The 24,108-nt window shown below is 69.5% G+C and carries 24 protein-coding genes; 7 read left to right on the forward strand and 17 right to left on the reverse strand.

Features of this window, described 5'->3' with window-relative positions:
- The 4 genes from CEK69_RS09690 to surE all read right to left on the reverse strand — a co-directional run.
- A partial coding sequence (locus CEK69_RS09690; RefSeq protein ID WP_152245269.1) for a peptidoglycan DD-metalloendopeptidase family protein occupies positions 1 to 768 on the reverse strand: 768 nt, incomplete at its 3' end.
- Complete coding sequence (locus tag CEK69_RS09695) at positions 765 to 1,379, reverse strand: YqaA family protein (protein WP_017917495.1); 615 nt, start codon at positions 1,377 to 1,379, stop codon at positions 765 to 767. The genes CEK69_RS09690 and CEK69_RS09695, both read right to left, overlap by 4 nt.
- Before the next feature lie 19 nt (positions 1,380 to 1,398).
- Positions 1,399 to 2,076 carry a protein-L-isoaspartate(D-aspartate) O-methyltransferase gene (locus tag CEK69_RS09700; protein ID WP_150409699.1) on the reverse strand — a complete coding sequence of 226 codons (678 nt, stop codon included), beginning with the start codon at positions 2,074 to 2,076 and terminating at the stop codon, positions 1,399 to 1,401.
- Entirely contained in the window at positions 2,073 to 2,852 is a 780-nt protein-coding gene (surE, locus tag CEK69_RS09705) for a 5'/3'-nucleotidase SurE (RefSeq protein WP_152245271.1), read from the reverse strand. The genes CEK69_RS09700 and surE overlap by 4 nt, the downstream gene beginning before the upstream one ends.
- A gap of 204 nt (positions 2,853 to 3,056) precedes the next feature.
- Here surE and CEK69_RS09710 point away from each other — a divergent pair, with 204 nt between their 5' ends.
- The 5 genes from CEK69_RS09710 (at position 3,057) to CEK69_RS09730 (ending at position 9,021) form a co-directional block, all read left to right on the forward strand.
- Positions 3,057 to 3,590: a Smr/MutS family protein gene (locus tag CEK69_RS09710; RefSeq protein WP_152245273.1), complete on the forward strand. Its 534-nt coding sequence runs from the start codon at positions 3,057 to 3,059 to the stop codon at positions 3,588 to 3,590.
- 316 nt (positions 3,591 to 3,906) lie between these two features.
- Positions 3,907 to 4,968 (forward strand): DUF535 family protein, encoded by a 1,062-nt coding sequence (locus CEK69_RS09715; RefSeq protein ID WP_152245275.1) that lies wholly within the window; start codon positions 3,907 to 3,909, stop codon positions 4,966 to 4,968.
- Between the two features lie 48 nt (positions 4,969 to 5,016).
- Entirely contained in the window at positions 5,017 to 5,565 is a 549-nt protein-coding gene (locus CEK69_RS09720) for an RNA polymerase sigma factor (RefSeq protein ID WP_152245277.1), read from the forward strand.
- Positions 5,565 to 6,533: a FecR domain-containing protein gene (locus tag CEK69_RS09725; protein ID WP_152245279.1), complete on the forward strand. Its 969-nt coding sequence runs from the start codon at positions 5,565 to 5,567 to the stop codon at positions 6,531 to 6,533. The genes CEK69_RS09720 and CEK69_RS09725 overlap by 1 nt, the downstream gene beginning before the upstream one ends.
- A 175-nt stretch (positions 6,534 to 6,708) precedes the next feature.
- Positions 6,709 to 9,021, forward strand: coding sequence for a TonB-dependent receptor (locus CEK69_RS09730; RefSeq protein WP_226975111.1), 2,313 nt, complete (start codon positions 6,709 to 6,711; stop codon positions 9,019 to 9,021).
- A 40-nt stretch (positions 9,022 to 9,061) separates the two neighbouring features.
- Here CEK69_RS09730 and truD read toward each other — a convergent pair whose 3' ends face one another.
- The 10 genes from truD to CEK69_RS09780 form a co-directional block, all read right to left on the reverse strand.
- A complete protein-coding gene (truD, locus tag CEK69_RS09735; RefSeq protein ID WP_152245281.1) occupies positions 9,062 to 10,111 on the reverse strand; it encodes a tRNA pseudouridine(13) synthase TruD in 1,050 nt (349 codons plus the stop codon).
- Complete coding sequence (gene ispF / locus CEK69_RS09740) at positions 10,108 to 10,599, reverse strand: 2-C-methyl-D-erythritol 2,4-cyclodiphosphate synthase (protein WP_152245283.1); 492 nt, start codon at positions 10,597 to 10,599, stop codon at positions 10,108 to 10,110. The genes truD and ispF overlap by 4 nt, the downstream gene beginning before the upstream one ends.
- A gap of 81 nt (positions 10,600 to 10,680) precedes the next feature.
- A complete protein-coding gene (gene ispD / locus CEK69_RS09745) occupies positions 10,681 to 11,385 on the reverse strand; it encodes a 2-C-methyl-D-erythritol 4-phosphate cytidylyltransferase (RefSeq protein ID WP_193313949.1) in 705 nt (234 codons plus the stop codon).
- Positions 11,382 to 11,744, reverse strand: coding sequence for a cell division protein FtsB (gene ftsB / locus CEK69_RS09750; protein WP_043095785.1), 363 nt, complete (start codon positions 11,742 to 11,744; stop codon positions 11,382 to 11,384). The genes ispD and ftsB overlap by 4 nt, the downstream gene beginning before the upstream one ends.
- A 3-nt stretch (positions 11,745 to 11,747) precedes the next feature.
- A complete protein-coding gene (gene eno, locus CEK69_RS09755) occupies positions 11,748 to 13,040 on the reverse strand; it encodes a phosphopyruvate hydratase (RefSeq protein WP_152245285.1) in 1,293 nt (430 codons plus the stop codon).
- Positions 13,041 to 13,127: 87 nt separating this feature from the next.
- A complete protein-coding gene (locus CEK69_RS09760; protein ID WP_026143441.1) occupies positions 13,128 to 13,472 on the reverse strand; it encodes a hypothetical protein in 345 nt (114 codons plus the stop codon).
- A gap of 85 nt (positions 13,473 to 13,557) precedes the next feature.
- On the reverse strand, positions 13,558 to 14,388 hold the full coding sequence (gene kdsA / locus CEK69_RS09765) for a 3-deoxy-8-phosphooctulonate synthase (RefSeq protein WP_017911068.1): 831 nt from the start codon (positions 14,386 to 14,388) through the stop codon (positions 13,558 to 13,560).
- Entirely contained in the window at positions 14,385 to 14,672 is a 288-nt protein-coding gene (locus CEK69_RS09770; protein WP_152245287.1) for a hypothetical protein, read from the reverse strand. The genes kdsA and CEK69_RS09770 overlap by 4 nt, the downstream gene beginning before the upstream one ends.
- A complete protein-coding gene (locus CEK69_RS09775; RefSeq protein WP_017912623.1) occupies positions 14,669 to 16,333 on the reverse strand; it encodes a CTP synthase in 1,665 nt (554 codons plus the stop codon). Before CEK69_RS09775 ends, CEK69_RS09770 begins: the two co-directional genes overlap by 4 nt.
- Before the next feature lie 137 nt (positions 16,334 to 16,470).
- On the reverse strand, positions 16,471 to 16,725 hold the full coding sequence (locus CEK69_RS09780) for a hypothetical protein (RefSeq protein ID WP_152245289.1): 255 nt from the start codon (positions 16,723 to 16,725) through the stop codon (positions 16,471 to 16,473).
- A 165-nt stretch (positions 16,726 to 16,890) separates the two neighbouring features.
- Between CEK69_RS09780 and parE the strand changes: the two genes are divergently transcribed.
- Positions 16,891 to 18,780 carry a DNA topoisomerase IV subunit B gene (parE, locus tag CEK69_RS09785; RefSeq protein ID WP_152245291.1) on the forward strand — a complete coding sequence of 630 codons (1,890 nt, stop codon included), beginning with the start codon at positions 16,891 to 16,893 and terminating at the stop codon, positions 18,778 to 18,780.
- A gap of 284 nt (positions 18,781 to 19,064) precedes the next feature.
- On the opposite strand, the gene CEK69_RS09790 is transcribed toward parE, so the two are convergent.
- Positions 19,065 to 19,883: a CDP-diacylglycerol diphosphatase gene (locus CEK69_RS09790; protein WP_226975112.1), complete on the reverse strand. Its 819-nt coding sequence runs from the start codon at positions 19,881 to 19,883 to the stop codon at positions 19,065 to 19,067.
- Positions 19,884 to 20,358: 475 nt separating this feature from the next.
- Here CEK69_RS09790 and CEK69_RS09795 point away from each other — a divergent pair, with 475 nt between their 5' ends.
- Positions 20,359 to 21,810, forward strand: coding sequence for a S10 family peptidase (locus CEK69_RS09795; protein ID WP_226975113.1), 1,452 nt, complete (start codon positions 20,359 to 20,361; stop codon positions 21,808 to 21,810).
- A gap of 257 nt (positions 21,811 to 22,067) precedes the next feature.
- On the opposite strand, the gene CEK69_RS09800 is transcribed toward CEK69_RS09795, so the two are convergent.
- Both CEK69_RS09800 and CEK69_RS09805 read right to left on the reverse strand, forming a co-directional pair.
- On the reverse strand, positions 22,068 to 23,189 hold the full coding sequence (locus CEK69_RS09800) for an inorganic phosphate transporter (protein WP_152245293.1): 1,122 nt from the start codon (positions 23,187 to 23,189) through the stop codon (positions 22,068 to 22,070).
- A gap of 85 nt (positions 23,190 to 23,274) precedes the next feature.
- Positions 23,275 to 23,901 carry a DUF47 family protein gene (locus tag CEK69_RS09805; RefSeq protein ID WP_017911076.1) on the reverse strand — a complete coding sequence of 209 codons (627 nt, stop codon included), beginning with the start codon at positions 23,899 to 23,901 and terminating at the stop codon, positions 23,275 to 23,277.
- Between the last annotated feature and the right edge of the window lie 207 nt (positions 23,902 to 24,108).

Below are 24,108 nucleotides of genomic sequence, written 5' to 3' on the forward strand. Positions count from 1 at the left end.
GACCGGCTTGCCGTTGTAGCGAATCTCGAAGTGCAGCATGTCGCGCGCCGCGCCGCTGTGGCCCATTTCGGCGATCTGCTGGCCGGCCTTGACGTTCTGGCCCTCGTTGACCAGGCGCTTGCGGTTGTGGCCGTAGGCCGACAGCCACTGTTCGTTGTGCTTGACGATGATCAGTTCGCCATAGCCGACCAGGCCGGCGCCGGAATACACCACCACGCCATCGGCGGCGGCGCGCACGGCCTCGCCGTTGCTGCCGCCGATGTCGATGCCCTGCTTGGTCGCCTCGCCGCCGACGAAGCGGCTGACCACCACGCCATCGGCCGGCCAGCGCCAGGGGAAACCGCTGCTGACCGGCGCCGGCACCGGAACGGACGGCGGCCGAGCGGCGGCGCCGGCACCGGAGGCCGGCGGCGTCACCGGGCCGCTACCGGGCCGCACGGCGACTGCCCCACCCGGCGGATACAGCTTCAGCGACTGCCCCGGATAGATGGTGTACGGCGGCTGCAGGCCGTTCCAGCCGGCCAGGTCCTGCGGGGTGATGTTGTTGGCGCGGGCGATCGCGTACAGCGTGTCGCCGCGCCGAACGGTGGCGCTGACTCCGGGCTTGGGCACGGACACGCGAGGCGCCGAGGCAGCAGCGGTGCCGCGCACGGGCGCGCCGCCCGGCGTGCGCACCACCGTGGCGCTGCTGCAGGCGCCGAGCGCCACCGCCACCAGCACCCCCAGGCCGCAACGCAGGCCGTTCCGCACCACCCGATCCACGCTCATCCGACCTTCGCTCTCCATATGACCCACACCACCAGCAGCGCCAGGATCGCCGAGGCGACCCAGCCGAGCGGCTCGATCCAGCGTCGCAACGCGGCTTCCGCACGCGGCCCGCCGAGACGGATCGCCCCGGCCACCAGGTACACGCGCTTGCCGCGTCCCACCAGCATGCTCGCCAGGAACGGTAGCAGCGGCACTCCGACGATGCCTGAGGCCCAGGTGAATATCTTCAGCGGGATCGGGGTGAAGCCGGCCAGCACCAGCAGCCAGAACGCACGCCACGGCGACTCGGCGATGACCTCGCGCAAGTGGTTCACCTGCGCGTCGATCTTCTGCGTCCAACCGAGCCATTCGATCAGCGGCTGCACCGCGGCGAAGGCGAAATGGCCGAGCAGGTAGCCGATCACCGCGCCAGCCAGGGAGCCGAGCAGGCTCAACGTGGCGAACCACAGCGCGCGCCGCGGCTGCGCCAGCGACATCGGCGCCAGCATCACTTCCGGCGGCACCGGGAACACGATGGCCTCGGCGAAACTGAGACCGGTCAGCAGGGCCGGCGCGCGGCGATGCCGCGACCAGGCGATGGCGCGTTCGTACAACGGCCCGAAAATCTTCATCCAGTGCGGCTCCGGGAAGTCAATCCAGCATGCCCGACAGCAACGGGACGAAGGTCACCGGCGCCAGGACGTCTTGTTCGATCTGGCCGTCGGCGGCGCGGCGCAGGCGGATCAGCGATTGCGCGGACGGGCCACCGACCGGCGCCACCAGGCAGCCGCCCGGGGCCAACTGTTCGATCAGTGCGTCGACCAGCGCCGGCGCCGCCGCCGTGACCACGATCGCATCGAACGGGCCATGCTCGGGCCAGCCGATGCGGCCGTCGTCGTGCTTGCTGCGCACGTTCATGCCGAGCTGGCGGAAGCGCTTGCGCGCCTGCCGCAACAGATCGCCGATGCGCTCGACGGTATGCACTTCGAGGCCCAGCGCGGCCAGGATGGCCGCCTGGTAGCCGGAGCCGGTACCGACTTCCAGCACCCTCTTCGGCGCCGCTTCCAGCACCGTCTCGGTCATGCGCGCCACCACCCACGGTTGCGAGATGGTCTGGCCGTGGCCGATCGGCAGCGCGGTGTCCTCGTAGGCGCGCGAGGCCAGCGCCTCGTCGATGAACAGATGCCGCGGCACGGTGCGCACCGCGTTGAGCACGCTCTCGTCGCGGATGCCGGCCTCGCGCAGGCGCTCGACCAGGCGGTCGCGCACGCGCTGCGAGGTCATGCCGATGCCGATCACTTCCGGCTGCAGGCGCAACCGCGGGGTCATGCCAGGCGGCCCAGCGCGGCGGTCAGGCCGCCGACCCAGCTGGCGACCTTTTCCAATGCCTGATAGCGGGTCAGATCGACCTGGATCGGGGTGATCGAGATGAAGCCGGTGCGTACCGCGTGGAAGTCGGTACCGGGACCGGCGTCCTGCTCGCGCCCGGCCGGGCCGATCCAGTACACGGTGCCACCGCGCGGGTCGGTCTGCGGCAGGCACGGTTCGGAGCGGTGGCGGTTGCCGAGCCGGGTGACCTCGAAGCCCTTGATCTCCTGCCACGGCAGGTCGGGCACGTTGACGTTGAGGATGGTGTCGGCCGGCAGCGGATCGGCCTTGAGCTGGGCCACGATCTCCACCGCGGCGCGTGCGGCGGTCTGGAAATGCCTGGGATCGTGGTTGTGGCTGACCAGCGACACCGCCACCGCGGGCAGGCCGAGGAAGCGGCCTTCCATCGCCGCCGAGACGGTGCCGGAATAGATCACGTCGTCGCCGAGATTGGCGGAATTGTTGATGCCGGAGACCACGATGTCCGGGTCGAACTCCAGCATGCCGGTGAGCGCCAGATGCACGCAGTCGGTGGGCGTGCCGGCGACGCTGCAGGTGTAGTGGTCGATGCGCTTGAGCCGGATCGGCAGATCCAGGGTCAGCGAATTGCTGGCGCCGGACCGGTCGCGGTCGGGTGCGACCACCGTCACCTCGTGGCCGGCGCCGCGCAACTGCTCGGCCAGCATGCGGATGCCGGGGGCGTCGACGCCGTCGTCGTTGCTCACTAATACGCGCATGGTGCTCCTCGAAAACCGGGGGCATGATACCGGATGCGCCCTGCCAGGTCGCTGACAGCGCGACGACGACCGCGGTGACGGCCATCGCGCCGCGCACTGGAGCGGCGTCGCACCGTGCGACCGCAGCGCAGTGGTCCGCACGCCAGACGCTGCCGGCAACGCCGCGCTCACCTCAAACCGCGCCGCACGCTCTAAGCTGTGCGCATGGCGCATTCCGACGACGAAGATCCCGCCGCGCTGTTCCGCGCGGCCATCGGCAAGGTGGCCCCGCTCAACGCGATGCCGCCGGCCAATGCCAAGCCGCGCCCCAAGCCGCGCGCGCGCATGGCCGAACGCGACGACGCCGAGGCGCAGGGCGAGTTCCAGCAATTGCTGCGGCAGAGCACGCCACTGGAAGCCGGCGACGTGGCCAGCTACCGCCGCGAGCATCTGCCGGCGCGGGTGTTCCAGCGCCTGCGCAAGGGCCAGTTTTCGGCCCAGGACGAACTGGACCTGCACGGTGCCACCGCGGCGCAGGCCGAGACGCTGCTGCGCCAGTTCCTGGCCGAGGCGCACGCGCACGAGTTCGGCTGCGTGCGGATCGTGCACGGCAAGGGCCTGCAATCGGGCGGCGTGCCGCTGCTGAAGAACCTGGTGGACCGCCTGCTGCGCCAGCGCAACGACGTGCTGGCCTTCCATTCGGCGCCGACCGCGCAAGGCGGCACCGGCGCGATGCTGGTGCTGCTGGCGCGGCGCTGAGCGGCGCCGCAGCCGCGTGCACCGCGGCTCGCGGGCCCCATCGGGAATCTGTGCACTGGCCGAGGTGGAGGGCGCCGGATCGTGGCGCCGCCGAATCCGGCATCGCCCACTGATCTGTCATTCGCGTGCAAGAGCGGCTTCACCGCGACCGGCGTGAACGGGAACGCCCGTCGCACGCCCCCCGTCGCCTGCCCGACGCAGATCCGGCCAGGCCGGGACGCCGCGGATGCGGCCGAGCACCGCGCGTGCGGACCCATTTCAATTTTCGCTTCTTGAAACGTCTTGTCAGAGAGCACCGTCCCTCTGCGAGCCGAACGTGACCGAAGCGACCACCGAATTCTTCCTGCAACCCACTGATCTGGTGGACGTTTCCGCGAGCGCCGCAGCGTTCGAGTCGGCGCGCCCGGCCCGGCCGGCGACGCCGCCCCGGCCGAGCGGCAGCGCCGCCCCGGTTCGCTGGTGGCCGCTGTTCCTGGGCTCGTTCCAGGGGCGTACCGACTGGCACGGCAACCGTCTGCAGCGCGGGATCAAGGCGGCCAAGTACCTGCTGCGTTCGCTGCGCATGCCTGCCGCGCATCTGCGTTTCCTCGACGAACTGTGCCGCGACCCGCGGATGCGCGGCTACGCCGAGCGCGACCCACGCCTGCTCGAGCGCCACCTGCACCGCTTCGTCAATACCCGCTGGAGTAGCAAGGCGCGGCTGCGTCACCTCCGGCAGCACTATCGCCTGATGCTCGAGCGCCTGCCGGCCGCGTTGTTCGACGCCATCTACCGGCAAGGCCAGGCGGACCTGGGGACGCTGCCGCTGCACGATGGCAGCCTGCTGACGCTGTCGCTGCTGCCGCCGGCGCCGATGAGCTGCGAAGGCGAGCTCTGGTTGCAGCTCAGCGACGCGGCGGGACGCGAACTGTATCGCCTGGTGCTGACCGTGACCGGCGACGACGCCCATCCGACGGTACTGATCGGTTGCCTGCAGGGCCCCAAGGGTGCCGACGCCCGCGACGTGGTGCGCGCGCTGACCAAGCAGATGCACGGGCTGCGGCCCAAGCAACTGATGCTGTCCCTGGCCTGCACCTTCGCCGAGCGCCTCGGCGCGCACGCGATCCGCGCCGTCTGCAATGGCGCGCATCCGCTGCAGCGCAAGCGAGACGTGTTCCTGTCCGACTACGACGCGTTCTGGATCGAGCAGGGCGGTACGCCCATCGTCGATGGCTGGTTCGCGCTGCCGCTGACCCCGGCACGCAAGACCGCAGCCGATGTACCCAGCCAGCACCGCGCGGCGTTTCGCCGCCGCGAGGCATTGCGGACGCATGCGGAAGGCTTGCTGGCTGCGGCGCTGCCAGCCGCTTGCGGTGCTGCGTCGCGTGGCGGCCAGTGAGCCTGGCTATACTGCCGCGGCCGCTTCCCTCCAGGAGCATCAGCAGTCGTGAGCCGGGCCGAGCACACCGAGGGCGCGCCGTCGCCGGAGCAGGCGCCTGCGCACCAGGTCGACGCGCTGTTCAAGGAACATCACCGCGCCCTGCTCGCGTTCCTGCACTGCAAGCTCGGCTCGATGGCGGACGCGCAGGACGTGGCGCAGGAGGCGTACATGCGCATCGTGACGCTTAAGCGTCCCGACGCGCTGGCATCGCCGCGCGCCTACCTGTTCCATGTCGCCTCGAACCTGGCGGTGGACCGGCTGCGCATGCGCAAGGTCCGCGAAAACGCCGCAGTGGAGCTGCCGGAACACGATCTGCCGCTCCCGCCGGTTCCGGAGCGGCACGCCACGGCCAGCGAGCAGCTGCGCGCGTTGACCCGGGCGTTGAAGGAACTTCCCGCAAAGACCAGCCGCGCCTTCGTGCTGCACGTGATCGAAGGCAAGGACTTCTGCATGATCGCCAAGGCGATGAACGTGAGCGAACGGATGGTCCGCTACCATGTGGCCAACGCGCTCGCGCATTGCCGCAAACGCTTCGACGAAGCGGAGATCCCGTAATGGACAGCGGCATCGACCAACACATCCTCGACGACGCCGCGCGCTGGTGGGCCCTGCTGCGCGAACCCGACAGCAACGAGGACACCGTGGCGCGCTGGCTGGACTGGACGGAGGCCGACCCGCGGCATCTGCAGGCGTTCGAACGCATCAATGCGCTCGGCGGCGACCTGGCGACGCTCGATGCGGCAACGCGGGACGAGGTGGTGCGCAGGTTCGCGCCGCCGCGTTCGCGCTGGCGGCCGCTGCAGGTCGCGGCCTGCGTGGGCGTGCTGGCGCTCGGCGGCGCCCTGGCCTGGCGGCAGTTGCACCCGCCGCCGCTCACCCAGGTCTACAGCAGCGCGACCAGCCGCCACCAGGACATCGTGCTGGCGGACGGCTCGAAAATCGCGCTCGGCGGCGCCTCGCGGCTGAGCACCCGCTTCAGCGCCGCGCAGCGCCACGTGGACCTGATCGCCGGCGAGGCCTTCTTCGACGTGGCGCATCACGCCGGGCGCCCGTTCGTGGTCGACACCGGCGGCGTGTCGATCCTGGACGTGGGCACCGCCTTCGACGTCAGCCGCGACGGCGAACGCGTCGAAGTCGCGGTCACCGAAGGCCGGGTCCGCATCTACGGCGCCGGGCAGGTGCCGGCCGACGGCAGCGGCGGGCTGGAAGCGGTGGCCGGACAGCGCGTGTCCTACGATCCGGCCAAGCCCGCGCTGCAGGTCAGCCAGATCGACGTGGCGCAGGCCACCGCCTGGCGCGATCACCGGCTGGAGTTCGTCGATACGCCACTGGACACGGTGATCGCGCGGGTCAACCGCTACAGCGACCGGCCACTGCGCCTGGACGACCCGGCGCTTGGACGACTGAGCTTCACCGGCACCGTCGACACCCAGGCGACCGCGCAGTGGATCGAGGCCTTGCCGCAGGTGTTCCCGCTGCGGGTGCGCCAGGGAAAGGACGAGATCGTGCTGAGCCGCCGTTAGGCGATACCGCGCGCCGCCCGGGCTTAGGGGCGGCGGGCGCCCCCGCGTCGACGTCGCCGCGCGTGGCATAATTCGCGCTTCCGCTGGGGGGCGACGGGCAGTGCGTGGGCTGAGGCGACTGATCATCTGCGGCAGCCTGGCATTGCAGCTCGCACCCTGCCCCCCTGCCCTCGCCGTGCCACTCGCGCCCGACGCACGGCAGATCGGGTTCTCGATCCCGCCGCAGGCGCTGTCCACGGCGCTGATCGCGTACGGCAAGCAGGCCAACATGCAGGTGCTGACCGCCAGCCCGACCCTGGCCGGGATGCGCAGCGACGGGCTGCAAGGCATGTTCACCCCGGACGCGGCGCTGCAACGCCTGCTGCAATCGAGTGGCCTCGCGTACCGCATGCTCGATGCGAACACGGTGGCGGTCACCCCCGCCGCCACGGCGCCGGTCGATCCTGCGGATGTCGCCGATGCGCACCGCGCCGGCGCGCCAGCCAAGCTGCTGGAACAGGTCGACGCCGCGGCGCTGACCGAGCACGCCATGGGCGACGTGCCAGCCTATGCCAGCGACGCGCTGCGTTACGCCGCCGATTCCATCGCCGTGCCGCAGTCGGTGAACGTGGTCGCTCCGCATCTGCTGACCTCGCAACAGGTGCGCACCGTCGCCGACGCCCTGCGCAACGTGGCCAGCGTGCAGCAGATCGAAAATCCGTTGCGCGCGCCGCTGTTCAAGATCCGCGGCATCTACACCGGCAACGGCATGACCGACGGGATGCCGAACAGCTTCGTCGGCCTCGGCGGCTACCCGCCGATGATCGGCGTGGAGCGGGTCGAAGTGCTCAAGGGCCCGGAATCGATCCTCGGCGACAGCAACGGCGGCGACATGAGCGGACTGATCAACGTCGTCACCAAGCAACCGCTGCGCACACCGAAGCGCGAACTGAGCTACGTCCTCGGCGAGCGCGGCGACGTGCAGGCCGGGCTCGATGCGACCGGACCGATCGGCGCCACGCCGCTGAGCTATCGGCTCGTCGTCTCCGGCCAGCATGCCGATTCCACGGCGCAAGGCTACGGCCCGCGCAATGCCGCCTACCTGGCGCCGTCCATCGCCTGGCAGGGAGACGACAACCGCCTGGTGCTCGGCGTGCAGCGCGTGACCGATCGGCAGCCGGCCGCCGACCATGCCCTGCTGCTGCGCAACCGCGTGTCGGCGATGACGCCCAGGAGCTTGCGGCTGGGCAACGCACAGGACCACACCGCCTACCGCACCCAGCGCGCCTATTACCTGTTCGATCAGCGGCTCAGCGACCGCTGGCAACTGCGCAGCCGCGGCCAGTACGTGACCCAGGCGATCGACGCGCGCAACTGGGGCATGCTGTCGCCTTCGCCGAAGGGCGCCGTGCGCGCCTATGCCGAGGCGTACCGCAATACGACGGCGTACTACACCATCCAGAACGACCTGGTCGGCAGCTTCGGCGACGGACCGCTGCGGCAGACTGTGACCCTGGGCCTGGATTACACGCGCGCGCGGCTGGGCAGCAGCGATTACTTCATCCGCATGCACCGCAACCGCTACGACGTGTTCGGCGACGAGCGGCTGGGTCCGGTGCACTGGCCGCATTCGCGGCGCGGGATTCTGCATTACCCCGGCAGCCCGTGGTCGAGCCGGAGCGGCATCCTGCTGCAGGACCAGATCAGCATGGGCGAACGCTGGGACGTACTGCTGGCGCTGCGCCGCTCGGCGTACGAGATTTCCAGCTACGACGCCAAGGGCAAACTGCGCCAGTTGCGCCGGCGCCGCTGGGTGCCCAACGTCGGCGTGGTCTACAAGCTGACCCCGGAGGCGTCGCTGTACGCCAGCACCATGAACGGCTTTGCGCCGAGCGCCGTGCTCGGCAAGAACGGCCGGCCATTGCCGCCCGCGTTGTCGCGGCAAGTGGAGGTGGGGGCGAAGATCGATCTGTTCGAGCACCGGGCGCGGCTCAGCGCCGCCTACTACCAGATCACCGTCGACCGCAGCTTCGACCTGGTGCTGGCGCATCCGTCGTACTTCGCCAGACCGATCGACAGCCAGAGCAACCACGGGCTGGATCTCGACTTCGTCGGCGCCCTCGCCCCCGGCCTGGAACTGAGCAGCAGCCTGGCGCTGGCCCGCATCGGCCGGCGCGACGGTACGCCGACCCTCGGCGTGCCGCGCACCCGCTTCACCCTGTGGAGCAGCTACCAGTTCCAGGACAGCCGCTGGAGCGGCTGGGGCGTGGCCGGCGGCATCCTGGCGCGCGATCACACCGTCGGCCGCCGCCTGGCCGGCGGCTATTTCAAGATTCCCGGGCAGGCCAGCGTGGACGCGAACGTGTCCTATCGCACCGAGACCTGGGGCGTGACCGTGGGCATGCGCAACGTCTTCGATCGGCGACTGTACGCCGACGAGTTCGACGAGACCTTCGTGCCGCTGCCGGACGGCCGCAGCCTGTTGCTGACCGGCACCTATCGGTTCTAGCGCGCGTTGTCGCGACCGACGCGGCAGGCGTCGGCCGCGCTCAGGCCTCGGTGGAGGCCTGCGGCGCCTCTTCGACCTGGCCGAGTTCGTGCAGCAGTGCCGTGGCGTAGCTGCCCGGCGGCAGTGCGAAGCGCAGTTCCAGCGCGTCGTCCTGCCCGTCCAGCCAGCGCCATTGCAGGTCGGCCACGCGCAGGCGGGTCGCTCGCCGCTCCTGCTTCAGGCCCTCGCGCTCCAGGCCGTCGCGCAGACGCTGCGCGACCGCCTCGTCCAGCACCGCCAGTTCCAGCGCACGCGCCGCCTCGGAGCTGCGCAGCTCGCCGGCGCCCCACAGCGGCGCGGACGGATGGATGTCGAAGCGCTGCAAGCGTTCGGCCAGCGCCTCCGACCACGGCTCCGGACCGAACACGCTGCGGCTGCCGTCGAGCATCCACACTTCGCCCTCCAGCGCACTGTCCCAGTTGCCGGCGGCCACGCGGGCGGCCAGCACCCGGTTGAACAGCTCCGAACGGGCCGCCGACAGCAGCAGCGAGCGCTGCTCGCGGCGCACGCGGCGGCCGCCGAACATCGCCAGCGCGGCGCCGACGTTGCCGCCATCGCGGCCGAACCGTTGCTCGCCGAACCAGTTGGGAATGCCGCGCGCGGCGATCTGCGCCAGCCGCGCCTCGATCGCGCTGCGCTCGCCGCGCACCTCGCGCAACACCAGCACGAAGCCGTTGCCGGCCAGCGCGCCACGCGGCAACTTGCGGTTGTGCCAGTGCGCTTCCAGCACCTGCAGATCCGCGTCCTGCAGGCTGTCCAGCGCCGGCGCCACGCGCTTGGGCAGATGCACCGAGAAGCGCTGGGTGGTGACCGCATGGCGGTCCTTCATGCCGGCGTAGCCGATCGCCAGTTCCGCCACCCCCGCCCACTGCGCCAGGCGGCGCGCGGCGAAGGCGGTGTTCATGCCGCGCTTGCGCACGGTCAGCAGCAGGTGCTCGCCCTCGCCGCTGGGCGCGAATGCGGGCAGTTCGTCGACCTGGAAATCCTCGGCGGTGCTGCGCATGCGCGCCTGCAACGGCGCGGCGCCGAACGCACGCGGCAACTCGCTCACAGCGCCACCAGCAGGGCCACGGCCTGCGCCGCAATGCCTTCGCCACGGCCGGTGAAGCCGAGCCTCTCGCTGGTGGTGGCCTTGACGCTCACGCAGTCCAGTTCGACCTGCAGCAGCGCCGCCAGGCGCTCGCGCATTGCCTGCGCATGCGGGCCGACCTTGGGCCGTTCGCAGATCACGGTGATGTCGGCATTGCCCAGGCGCCAGCCGCGCGCGTGCAGCAGGCCGACGCAGTGATCGAGAAACTGCGCACTGTCGGCGCCCTTCCAGCGCGGATCGGACGGGGGAAAATGCTGGCCGATGTCGCCCAGCGCCAGCGCGCCGAGCAAGGCGTCGCACAGGGCGTGGATCACCACGTCGCCGTCGCTGTGGGCCAGTACGCCGCGCTCGTGCGCCACGCGCACGCCGCCGAGCATGATGTGGTCGCCCTCGCCGAAGGCGTGGACGTCGTAGCCCTGGCCGATGCGGATGCGGGGAAGTTCAGACATTGGCATGGAGACATCCCACGAAAAATGAAAAAGGACGGAGCACGCGCCGCGCCACGGCGGCCGCATCCGACGCCAGGCGCATCACGACTGCCGCGCGCGCTGGAACAGTTCGAACTCGAAACGCGCCAGGTCGGCCGGTGTGGTGACCTTGAAATTGTCTTCGGCGCCCTCGACCAGCAGCGGCCGCAGCCCCAGCAACTCCATCGCCATCGCGTCGTCGGTGACCTCGACCCCGGCCGCGGCCGCCTGCTCCAGGGCCCGGCTCAGTTGCATGCGCCGGAACAGTTGCGGGGTCAGCGCGCGCCACAGGCGCTCGCGCGGTTCGGTGCCATCGATGCCGCCGTCGTCGCCAGCGCGCTTGAGCGTGTCGCGCACCGGCGCGGCCAGGATCGCGCCGACCGGATCGCCGCGCCCCGCCTCCAGCAGCCGGTCCAGGTCGGCCAGCGCCAGGTTCGGCCGCGCCGCATCGTGCACCAGCACAAAGTCGTCCGCCTTCACCGACTCCGGCAAGGCATGCAACGCGGCCAGCACCGAGCCGGCACGGCTGCCGGCGCCCAGGCAGGTCAGGACCGGCTTGCCAGCCAGTTCGGTCCAACCCGGCCACTGTGCATCGTCCACGCCCAGCGCCACCATCGCCCCGGCCACCGCCGGATGCGCCAGCAGCGCTTCCAAGGCATGCGCCAGCAACGGGCGCCCGCCCGCCTGCAGGTACTGCTTGGGCGTGGCGCCGCCGAAACGGGTGCCGCGGCCAGCCGCCGGGACCACGGCCCAGACGGTGGCCATCAGGGCTGCTCGCCCGGCGCCGGCGTCACAGGCGCCGGCTGCGCGCCGGCTGCCGTGCCGGCCGGCGCGGTCGACACCGGCGCGTTCTCGACCACGCGGTAGAACTTTTCGCCCGGTTTGATCATGCCCAGTTCGCTACGCGCGCGCTCCTCGATCGCCGCCTCGCCGTCCTTGAGGTCCTTGACCTCGGCGGCGAGCGCGGCGTTGCGTTGCTGCAGACCTTCGTTGTCGCGCTTCTGGTGCTCGACCTGACTTTCGAGCACCAGCACTTCGCCGGAATTGCCCGGGCCGAGCCAGAAACGGTACTGCAGCCACGCCAGCAGTCCCGCCAGCACCAGCAGCAGCCAGCGCCAGTTGCGCACGGCTTATCGCTTGAGCGAGACGAACGCGTCGCGCCCGGCGTAGCGCGCGGCGCTGCCGAGCGCTTCCTCGATGCGCAGCAGCTGGTTGTACTTGGCCACGCGATCGCTGCGGCACAGCGAGCCGGTCTTGATCTGGGTGGCGGTGGTGGCCACGGCGATGTCGGCGATGGTGGTGTCCTCGGTCTCGCCGGAACGGTGCGAGACGATGGCTGCGTAGCCGGCCTTGTCGGCCATGGCGATGGCTTCCAGGGTCTCGGTCAGGGTGCCGATCTGGTTGACCTTGATCAGGATCGCGTTGGCGGTGCCGGACTCGATGCCCTGCTTGAAGATCTTCGGGTTGGTCACGAACAGGTCGTCGCCGACCAGTTGCACCTTGCTGCCGATGCGATCGGTGAGCAGCTTCCAGCCGGCCCAGTCGTCCTCGGCCAGGCCGTCCTCGATGCTGACGATCGGATACTGCGCGGCCCAGTCGGCGAGGAAGTCGACGAACTGCTCGCTGGTCAGGCGCTTGCCCTCGCCCACCAGGTGGTACTTGCCGTTGTCGTAGAACTCGCTCGAGGCCACGTCCAGGCCCAGCAGCACGTCCTCGCCAGCGGTGTAGCCGGCCTTGCCGATCGCTTCCAGGATGGTGTCCAGCGCTTCCACGTTGCTGCGGAAGTCCGGGGCGAAGCCGCCCTCGTCGCCGACCGCGGTGGACAGGCCGTGGCCCTTCAGCACCGACTTCAGCGCGTGGAAGATCTCGGTGCCGGCGCGCAGCGCCTCGGAGAACGAGGCGGCGCCGACCGGCAGCACCATGAACTCCTGGAAATCGACGTTGTTGTCGGCATGCGCGCCGCCGTTGATGATGTTCATCATCGGCACCGGCAGCGCCAGGTTGGCGGTGTTGCCCGCGGCCAGCGACTGCCACAGCGGCTGCTTGCGCGAGGCGGCAACGGCATGGGCGTTGGCCAGCGAGACGCCGAGCAGCGCGTTGGCGCCCAGGCGGCCCTTGTTCTCGGTGCCGTCCAGGTCGATCAGGCGGCGGTCCAGGCCCTGCTGGTCGGCGGCGTCGAAGCCCTTCAGCGCGCTGGCGATGGTGGTGTTGACGTTCTCCACCGCCTTGCGCACGCCCTTGCCCAGGTAGCGGGTCTTGTCGCCGTCGCGCAGCTCGACCGCTTCCTTGGTGCCGGTGGACGCGCCCGAGGGTACCGCGGCACGACCGAACGAACCGTCCTCCAGGATGACATCGGCTTCCAGCGTGGGATTGCCGCGGCTGTCGAGGATTTCACGGGCGTGGATGCTGCGGATCGTACTCATGGGCGGGCCGGTTACCTGTAGGAAGAGGGGGCGGAAACGAATGCCGGCTGATTATCCCCGGCCGCCGGTTCCTTGCCAAATGCCGCCTCAGCCGGCGCCCATCAGGCCCAGCGGGATTCCGCTGAGGAAGAGCAGGATCAAGACCAGCATCGCCAGCAGCAGGCCGCCGGCGATGCCGGCCAGGAGGCGGCCGCGGCGCTGCGTCCAACTCAGCGCGGCGGCGATCGTCGCGCCCACCGCAGCCACTGCCACTACCAGCAGGGCGATCACCATCCAGAACAGCATGGCCAGGAAATGATCGCCGTGGCTGGGCGTGCCAATCCCACTGGAGAAGGCGAACAGCGCCACGACCAGCGCCGCCCACGCCAGCAACGACAACAACAAGGCACACAGCCCCCAAGGCCAGGCGCCGGCCCGCTCGGGTGCGGTCATCGCCGAGGCTCCGAGAAGGCGACGAACACCCGGCAGCCCGCACCCGGCCAGGATCGGCACAGCCGCAGCGGCGGCGGCGCACGCCTCACGCGAAGCGCGAGAACCCGTGTTTCTTGGTCACCGCGTCCAGTTCCATCAGCGTTTCCAGCAGCGCTTCCATCTGATCCAGCGGCCACGCATTGGGGCCGTCGGACAGTGCCTTGGACGGGTCCGGATGGGTCTCGGCGAACACGCCGGCGACGCCCACGGCCACCGCCGCGCGCGCCAGCACCGGCACGAACTCGCGCTGGCCGCCGGAACTGCCGCCCTGCCCGCCCGGCAACTGCACCGAATGGGTGGCATCGAACACCACCGGGCAGCCGGTCTCGCGCATCACGCTCAGCGAGCGCATGTCGCTGACCAGGTTGTTGTAGCCGAAGCTGGCGCCGCGCTCGCAGACCATGATCTGCTCGTTGCCGGTGGACTTGGCCTTCTCCACCACCGGCTTCATGTCCCACGGCGACAGGAACTGGCCCTTCTTGATGTTGACCGGCTTGCCGGCGGCGCACACGTTCTTGATGAAATCGGTCTGCCGCACCAGGAACGCCGGGGTCTGCAGCACATCCACCACCGCCGCCACCTCGTGCATCGGCGTGTATTCGTGCACGTCGGTCAGCACCGGCACGCCGATCTGGGTCTTCACCGCCTCCAGCACCTTCAGCCCTTCCTCCAGGCCGGGGCCGCGGAAGCTGGTGCCGGAGGTGCGGTTGGCCTTGTCGAAGCTGGACTTGAAGATGAAGTTGATGCCCAGCCGGCCAGTGATCTCCTTGAGCCTGCCGGCGACGTCGAGCTGCAGTTGCATCGACTCGATCACGCACGGGCCGGCGATCAGGAACAGCGGCCGGTCCAGGCCGACGTCGAATCCACAGAGCTTCATTGATTACCTTCCGGAGGTTCAGAGGGGCGCGGGAGGGGCGCAGGGACGGAGCCGCCGCCAAACCTGCCGGCAGCCCAGATGAGTGCGCCGATCAGCGCCAGCGGCGCAGCTAGCCCCACCGCCGCGATCAGGCAATACATCAGCCCCATCCCATAGCTATCGGCCAAGCCGGTGCTGCTGCGCCAGGAGAAATAGACCAGCAAGGCCGCAGGAAACACCAGCACCGCCGCCGCAAAGAACCAGCGCGCGACCCTGCTCTCGCTGCTGCGCTCGGTCGCAGTCACGCCCTGGCTTCCTTGAGCAGCTTGCCGCCGGCCTTGCGCTCGCGCGCGGCGCGCACGAAGCCAATGAACAACGGATGGCCGTCGCGCGGCGTGGACAGGAATTCCGGGTGCGCCTGGCAGGCCAGGAACCACGGATGCGTCTCGCGCGGCAACTCCACCATCTCCACCAGGGTGTCGTCCATCGACTTGGCGGCAATCACCAGGCCGGCGTCCTCGAGCTGGGTGCGATAGCGGTTGTTGAACTCGTAACGGTGGCGATGGCGCTCGGCGACCACGTCCTTGCCGTACAGCTCGCGCGCCAGCGTGCCCGGCTTGAGCCGCTGCTCCTGCAAACCCAGGCGCATGGTGCCGCCGAGGTCGGACTTCTCGTCGCGCTTCTCGACATCGCCAGTGGCGGTGCGCCATTCGGTGATCAGGCCGATCACCGGGTACGGCGATTGCCGGTCGTTCTCGGTGCTGTTGGCCGCGTCCAGCCCGGCGACATGCCGCGCATAGTCGACCACCGCAGCCTGCATGCCGTAGCAGATGCCGAAGTACGGCACGCCGTGCTGGCGGGCGTAGCGCGAGGTCAGCACCTTGCCTTCGAAACCGCGGTCGCCGAAGCCACCCGGCACCAGGATGCCGTCCACGTCGGCCAGGGCCGCCATGTCGCTGCCTTCCAGGTCCTGCGCTTCCAGCCACTTCAGGTTGACCTTGGTGCGCTGGCGCAGGCCGCCGTGCTTGAGCGCCTCGCCGACCGACTTGTACGCGTCCTGATGGTCGACGTACTTGCCGACCACGGCGATGGTGACCTCGTCGAGCGGATGCTTGATCGCGTCGACCACGGCTTCCCACTCCGACAGGTTGGCCGCGCCGACCTTGTCGCGCAGCTTGAACTGGTCGATGACGATCTCGTCCAGGCCCTGCCGGTGCAACTCCAGCGGCATGCCATAGAGCACGTCGATGTCGGCGGCGCTGATCACCGCGCGCTCGGAGACGTTGGTGAACAGCGCGATCTTGCGCCGCTCCGAATCCGGGATCGCCTGCTCCGAGCGGCACAGCAGCACGTCCGGCTGGATGCCGATCGAGCGCAGTTCCTTGACCGAATGCTGGGTCGGCTTGGTCTTCAGTTCGCCGGCCGCGGCGATGTACGGCACCAGGGTGAGGTGCATGAACATGGCCTTCTCGGCGCCGCGCTCGGTGCGCACCTGACGGATCGCCTCCAGGAACGGCAGCGACTCGATGTCGCCGACGGTGCCGCCGATCTCGACCAGGGCCACGTCGTAGCCGGCGGTGGCTTCATCCACGCAGCGACGGATCTCGTCGGTGATGTGCGGAATCACCTGCACGGTGGCGCCGAGGTAGTCGCCGCGGCGCTCCTTGCGAATCACGTTCTCGTAGATGCGCCCGGTGGTGACCGAATTCTTGCGCGACAGGCGCGTGCGCACGAAGCGCTCGTAATGCCCCAGGTCCAGGTCGGTCTCGGCGCCGTCGTCGGTGACGTACACCTCGCCGTGCTGGAACGGGCTCATCGTGCCCGGGTCGACGTTGATGTAGGGGTCCAGCTTCATCATCGTGACCGACAGGCCACGTGCTTCGAGAATGGACGCAAGCGAAGCGGCCGCGATGCCCTTGCCAAGCGAGGACACTACGCCGCCGGTAACGAAGATCAGGGGGGTCATGGCTCAAAGGCCTCCCGGAAAGCCATAGTTTAACGGGTGAAGCGGATTTGCCCAAGCGCTTTTGCGCAACGGCCGCCCCACAAAAAAGCGACGCCCCGGGCGACCGGGGCGTCGTGTGCAGGAAACCGTGCGCAGGCTCAGGGCTTGCGCGCTTCCTCTTCCTCTTCCTTCTTCGGCGCGGCCGCATCCTTGCCGGCCCTGTGCTCGGCGGCCGCGGCGGCGCGGCGCTTGGCCTTGGCGTCGGCCTCGGCCTTTTCCTTGGCGACCTGCGCCTCGTAGGCGGCGGCACCGGAGGCGGCCGGATCGGCGCTCTGCGCCTGGGCCATCGCGACCGGCACGGCCACCGCGGCGGCGACCAGGGCGGCCAGGGTCAACAGCTTGCGAACGTTCATGGCGGACTCCTTTGGGACGTGCGACGAAGATGTGGGTGACGTCGCGGTTTTTCCAGGGCCAGCGTAGCGTGGAGCCCCCGCACCCGCCCTGAACACCGGCGACGTGCAAAAAACCGCCGCAGACCGCACACTTCCGGATCTGCTTCGCGCCACCTGCTGAGACGCATGAATACCCGCTACAACGCCGCCGACATCGAAGTTCTCTCTGGCCTGGACCCGGTCAAGCGCCGGCCCGGCATGTACACCGACACCGCACGCCCCAACCACCTGGCCCAGGAAGTCATCGACAACGCCGTGGACGAGGCCCTGGCCGGCCATGCCCGGCACATCGAGGTGACGCTGTACAAGGACGGAAGCTGCGAGGTGTCCGACGACGGCCGCGGCATGCCGGTGGACATCCATCCGGAAGAGAAGATCTCCGGCGTCGAACTGATCCTCACCCGGCTGCATGCCGGCGGCAAGTTCAGCGACCGCAACTACACCTTCAGCGGCGGCCTGCACGGCGTCGGCGTCAGCGTGGTCAATGCGCTATCCAATCGGGTGGAACTGTTCATCAAGCGCGAAGGCAACGAGTACCGCATGGCCTTCGCCGACGGCCACGCCGCCTCCAAGCTGGAGATCGTCGGCAGCGTCGGCAAGAAGAACACCGGCACGCGTCTGCGCTTCTGGCCGGATCCGAAGTACTTCGACACGCCGAAGTTCGTGGTGCGCGCGCTGCGCCACCTGCTGCGCGCCAAGGCGGTGCTGTGCCCCGGCCTGACCGTCAAGCTGCACGACGAGGCCACCGGCGAGCAGGACACCTGGTATTTCGAGGACGGCCTGCGCGACTACCTGCGCGGCGAACTGGCCGAGCGCGAGCTGCTGCCGGCCGAGCTGTTCGTCGGCAGCCTGAAGAAGGACCGCGAGATCGTCGACTGGGCGGTGGCCTGGGTGGTGGAAGGCGAGCTGGTGCAGGAAAGCTACGTCAACCTGATCCCCACCGCGCAGCACGGCACCCACGTCAACGGCCTGCGCAGCGGCCTCACCGACGCGCTGCGCGAGTTCTGCGATTTCCGCAACCTGCTGCCGCGCGGCGTGAAGCTGGCGCCGGAAGACGTGTGGGACCGCGTGGCGTTCGTGCTCTCGCTGAAGATGACCGACCCGCAGTTCAGCGGCCAGACCAAGGAACGCCTGTCCTCGCGCCAGGCCGCCGGCTTCATCGAAGGCGCCGCGCACGATGCCTTCAGCCTGTGGCTGAACCAGAACGTGGAGACCGGCACGCGCATCGCGCAGATCGCCATCGACCGCGCTAGCGCGCGGCTGAAGACCGAGAAGCAGATCGTGCGCAAGAAGGTCACCCAGGGTCCGGCGCTGCCGGGCAAGCTGGCCGACTGCATCAGCCAGGACCTCTCGCGCACCGAACTGTTCCTGGTCGAGGGCGACTCGGCGGGCGGCAGCGCCAAGCAGGCCCGCGACAAGGATTTCCAGGCGATCCTGCCGCTGCGCGGCAAGATCCTCAACACCTGGGAAGTGGCCTCCGGCAGCGTGCTGGCCTCGGAGGAAGTGCACAACCTGGCGATCGCGATCGGCTGCGATCCCGGCAAGGAGGAGATCGACGGCCTGCGCTACGGCAAGGTGGTGATCCTGGCCGACGCCGACTCCGACGGCCTGCACATCGCGACCCTGCTGACCGCGCTGTTCCTGCGCCACTTCCCCGCCCTGGTGCGCGCCGGCCACGTGTTCGTGGCGATGCCGCCGCTGTTCCGCGTGGACGTGGGCAAGCAGGTGTTCTATGCGCTGGACGAGGAAGAGAAGCGCTCGCTGCTGGACAAGATCGAACGCGAGAAGATCAAGGGCCAGGTCAGCGTCACCCGCTTCAAGGGCCTGGGCGAGATGAATCCGCAGCAGCTGCGCGAATCCACCATCCACCCGGACACCCGGCGCCTGGTGCAGCTGACCGTGGACGACGGCGACCAGACCCGCTCGCTGATGGACATGCTGCTGGCCAAGAAGCGCGCCGGCGACCGCAAGCAGTGGCTGGAGACCAAGGGCGACCTGGCGTCGCTGGAGGTCTGAGGCCGGGTGCGCGCGCTGGCGCTTCCAGTCAGCGCGTGCGCGGTCGTGCAGATGCCGCTTCTCCGGCCGGCTCGGCGAGAGCCGTGTCGGGTTTGCACTAGCGGGTTGTGACTGCTCCCGAAAGCATCGTGTGGAAGCGACCTCAGTCGCGACGCGCGAAGCAGGCAGATGCCGGGGCATCATGCCGTCGGGACTGAAGTCCCTCCCACAACATCCCTGCCTGCGCGCCGCACGACCGGCGGATGCCGTCAGCTGCCTGCGCGACATTGACGCCGCCTGGGCCCTCAGCCACGCGCAGGCGCCGCCGGCACCACGCCGGTACAGTCGTGATCCTGCAGTTCCTCCGCACCGACCCCATCGCCGGGAAGCGCGGTGGCGGCCAGCAGCACGAAGCCGGGACGGCCATCGAACTCCGCGCCGACCACCGCCAGGGTCTGGTGCACCATGCTCTGCTGCGGCGGCAGGCTGCGCGCCAGCAGCGTCAGCGGATTCGCATCCAGTTCTTCGCCCTCCACGCGCATCGCCCGATAGGCGTGACCGTGCAACGGCTGCGGCAACGGCGCCCAGGTAGGGCCGATCGACGCCTGCATCGCCTGCAACTGGTCGCGCACCTGCGGCGCCAGGCAATCGATATGGACATGCAACTGGTCCTGCGAACGCGCCGAGGGCGGGTTGATCGTCAGGCTGGTCAGTTCGCGCGGCAGCGGCCGGTTCAACAACCGCTCGACCCGGGTGCGCGCCTGCCAGGCCAGGCCCAGCCAGTTCGGCGCGCCGGCGGCACGCGCGCGCGGATCTTCGATCCCGCTCACCGGCACCGTCGGAATCAGCAGGTACTGGTAGTCGCCGCGCAGGTCCTTCATCAAGGCATAGCGTTGGCCTGGCTCGGCATGCACTTCGCTGCAAGGGGCCGGATCGGCGCCGGCGCGCGCCTGCGGCAGGCAGCGCGTGCTCAACAGCCGCCACAGGCGCTGGCGATCGTGGGCATGCGGATCGTGCGCCGCCGGCGACTCGGCCACGGACGGCGGCGCTGGCACGCTGGCGCAGCCGGCCAGCAACACCGCCAGGAACAGGCTTAGCGGCAGGCGAAAACGAAGGACGGGCATGCGCAACGGACCGGACACGGGACGGACCGGCGATTGTAGCCAGCGCCGATGAACCGGCATGACTAGGGCGTGTCACCCATCCCCGAGCATGCCGCGCCGCGATTGCGCGTGCCTGTGGCAAGGAAGAGCGAGGAAGTGGACGTCCGTCCACGCCCGAGCGATGACGCGGCCACGGGCGCGCGCAACCGCGGCCCTTCGGGTTGGGCCTGGCAGGCGCGCTGCCGGCGCCGCGCGGCTTGACCTGACGGCCAGTCAGGCGCTGCGCCACGCAACGCCGGCAACGCGCCTGCCAGACCCAACGCGGCATACTCGGGGATGGGTGACACGCCCTAGGCCGCGCCGCCACCGACCATGGCTTTGTGCACATCCGCCGCGCCGACGCCGCGGCCTAGCATGCCGGCTCCCTTCCTGCGAGCGACCGTCCGTGCCGACCTTCCCTTCCGTGCTGCTGGCCGTGCTGCTGGCGGCGATGCCGATGACCGCGGCGCTGGCCGCCGATGCCGATGCGGGCAATGCCGACAAGGGCGACAAGCCCGCCGCCGCCGAACCGGCGCCGCTGCCGGCCGACGCGCAGACCAGCCAATCCACCCAGCTCGACGGCCGCACCCTGCGCTACACGGTCAAGGTCGGCACGCTGCCGGTGAAGGACAAGCAGGGCAAGGTCGTCGCCGACGTGGTCTATACCGCCTACACCATGGACGGCAAGGACCGTCCGGTCACCTTCGCGCTCAACGGCGGCCCCGGCGCGGCCTCGGTGTACCTCAACCTGGGCGCGATCGGGCCGAAGGTGGTGGCGTTCGGCAGCGAGGGCGACAGCGCCTCGGCGCCGGCGCAGCTGCGCGACAACCCCGGCACCTGGCTGGACTTCACCGACCTGGTGTTCATCGACCCGGTCGGTACCGGCTTCAGCCGCTCGCGTATCCCCGACGAGCAGGCCAAGAAGCAGTTCTACAACCCGCAGGCCGACATCGAGTACCTCTCGCGCACCATCTACGACTGGCTGCTGAAGAACCAGCGCCTGCAGTCGCGCAAGTACCTGGTCGGCGAGAGCTACGGCGGCTTCCGCGGCCCGCGCATCACCCACTACCTGCAGACCAAGCTCGGCGTGGCGATGAACGGCGTGGTCCTGGTCTCGCCGTATCTGAACCCGACCCTGGACGACAACGGCGACGTCTCGCCGCTGCCGTGGATGCTGACCCTGCCGTCGATCACCGCCGCACGCCTGGAACGCGAGGGCAAGCTGACCCCGGAAGCGATGCGCCAGGTGATCGACTACACCCGCGGCGACTACGTCACCGCGCTGCTGCGCGGGCGCTCCGACCCGGCCGGCACCACCCGCATGATCCAGCAGGTGACCGCGATGACCGGCCTGGACCCGGCCTTCGTGCGCCGCGCCGGCGGCCGCCTGGAGACCCAGGCCTACCTGCGCGAGGTGTTCCGCGACAAGGGCGAACTGGGCAGCCGCTACGACTCCAACGTCACCGCCTTCGACCCGTTCCCCAACGCCCCCGAGCAGCGCGCCAACGACCCGCTGCTGGACAGCATCATCGCCCCCACCACCACCGCGATGGTCGATTTCGTGACCCGCGTGGTCGGCTGGAAGGTCGACGCCCGCTACGAGGCGCTGAACTACGACGTGAACCGGCTGTGGGACTGGGACGACGAACTGCGCAAGGGTTCGGTGACGCAGTTGCGCCAGTCGGTGGCGATCGACCCGAAGCTGCGCGTGCTGATCGTGCACGGCTGGAACGACCTGTCGTGCCCGTTCATGGGCTCGGTGCTGACTGTGGACCAGATGCCGGTGATGGGCAACGACCCGACCCGCGTGCAGGTCAAGAACTACCCCGGCGGCCACATGTTCTACAACCGCGCCGACAGCCAGCGCGCGCTGCGTCAGGACGTGATGGCGATGTATCGGGCGAATTGATGGGAATGGGGAATTGGGAATGGGGAATCGCAAAAGCGGCTCCCCATTCGTCGAGACAATACCCCGACCTGCGTGGTTCGGGAGTGCTATCGCGATGGAGTTACTTGGCTACGCGACGTCGCCACGCAGGCAACACTCGTTGCGACAAGAGGACGTAAGACGTATCCAGATTCCTTTCGGAGGGCGACATCGTCACCGTTCGCGGGAAATCTATGCTTTTACGATTCCCGTTTCCCCACTCCCGATTCCCGGCTCACTCACACCCACCCAGCCAAGGCGAATCCGCGGAAAATCAGATACGCCACGCCGGCAGCGGCCGGGATCGTCAGGATCCAGGCCCAGACGATGCGTTCGATGACGCCGAAGCGCAGCGAGCGCGGGTTCTTGGCGAAGCCCACGCCCATGATCGCGGTGGAGATGCTGTGGGTGGTGGACACCGGCATGCCGAAGTGCGCGGCCAGGGTCAGGATCGTGGCCGAGCTGGTCTCCGCGGCGAAGCCATGGATCGGATGCAGCTTGACCATCTTGTGGCCCAGGGTCTTGATGATCTTCCAGCCGCCGGAGGCGGTGCCGGCGGCCATCACCACCGCGCAGGTCAGCACGATCCAGGTGGCGATGCCCTGCCCCTGGCTGGCGTCGGGATGCAGGAACGCCAGCCACGACGGCAGTTCGTCCAGGGCGCCGGTGCTCTGCGCGCCGATCAGGGTCATGGCGATGATGCCCATGGTCTTCTGTGCGTCGTTGTGGCCGTGCGCATAGCCCATGTACGCGGCCGAGGCGATCTGCGCCTTGCCGAAGAAGGCATTGACCCAGCGCGGCCGCGCCAGCCGCCCGAGCGGGCCGCCCAGCTTGGCCAGGCCGGCGATCGCCGCCCACAGCAACAGCATCACCGCGATGCCGAGCAGGAAGCCGGCGATCGGCGAGGTGACCATCGGCACGAACACCTTCCACAGCAGGCCCTTGTTCTTGGCCCAGTCGCCGAGGTTCTGCGACCAGATCAGCGCGCCCCAGTCGTTGTGCGCGGCAGCCAGGCCGGCGCCGCACAGGCCGCCGATCAACGCATGCGAGGACGAGGACGGCAGGCCCTTCCACCAGGTGATCAAGTTCCAGACGATGCCGCCGAGCAGCGCGCACAGCACCACCTGCGGGGTCACCGCGACCACGTCGGTGTTGAGCAGGCCGGAGGCGATGGTCATCGCCACGGCGGTGCCGGTCAGCGCGCCGACCAGGTTCATCGCCGCGGCCAGCATCACCGCCCAGCCGGGGCTGAGCACCTTGGTGGCGACCACCGTGGCGATCGAGTTGGCGGTGTCGTGGAAGCCGTTGATGAACTCGAACACCAGCGCCGCCAGGATCACGATCAGGACCAGGGTCAGCATCGGCGCGCCTCCACGCACGCGGCGGCGGCGGCCGGCGCGCGCAGGGCGCCACGGCCGCGCAGGCAGCAACTCCGCAGCGCGTCCATCAGGAGTTCTTCAGCACGATCTGGTAGACCACCACGCCGGCCTCGCGGCAACGGTCGATGGCCTTCTCCAGGATTTCGAAGAACTCCTTGAGCAGGAACATCTGCAGGTTGTCCAGGCGCCCGGAGTAGATGTCGCGGTACAGCTCCAGCATCAGCCGGTCGGCCTCGTTCTCCAGCGAGCGCAGCTTGTCGTTGAGCGCACTCATCCGGTCCAGGTTCATGTGGCGCAGGTCGTGGACCATCTCCACGACCACCGCCGCGGCCTGCTCCAGCATCGCCGAGCGCGGCGCGAAATCGATGTGCTCCAAGTGCTGGATCGCCAGCGAATAGCGATCGGCGAACTTCTCCACCTGCTTGGGAATCTTGTACAGGGCCGAGCCCAGCGCCTCGATGTCCTCGCGCTCGATCGGGGTCATGAAGCTGTCCACCAGCGCCTGGCCGATCTTGTCGGAGGCCGCGCGCTCGCGCAGGCGCGCCAGCTTGAAGCCGTCCAGCGCCGGCTGCCGGTCGGACTCGCGCATCATCGCGTGCAGGGCCTTGGTGCTGTCGTAGGCGGCCTGTGCCGCCTCGTCGAGCAGGGTGTAGAACTGCTTGCCGGAACCGAAGATGGTCTGCAACGAAAACATGCAACGCGCTTCCCGCCGTCGCGGGGAGGACGGCACTGGGGCGGAATTATGACTGTTTGCTGACACCTGCGGGTAGTCGCGGCCCCGGGCCGGCCCTGGCGACGTCGGCGCGGCGTGGACGCGGCCCCCGCCCGGGTTTGTTACCATCGCCGCCGCGCCCTTCGCGGGCGCACCCTATGGACGACCACCCCACACCCCCTGCCCCCG

It is taken from the genome of Xanthomonas sp. LMG 12462, assembly GCF_009192885.1.
Classification (GTDB): domain Bacteria; phylum Pseudomonadota; class Gammaproteobacteria; order Xanthomonadales; family Xanthomonadaceae; genus Xanthomonas_A; species Xanthomonas_A sontii.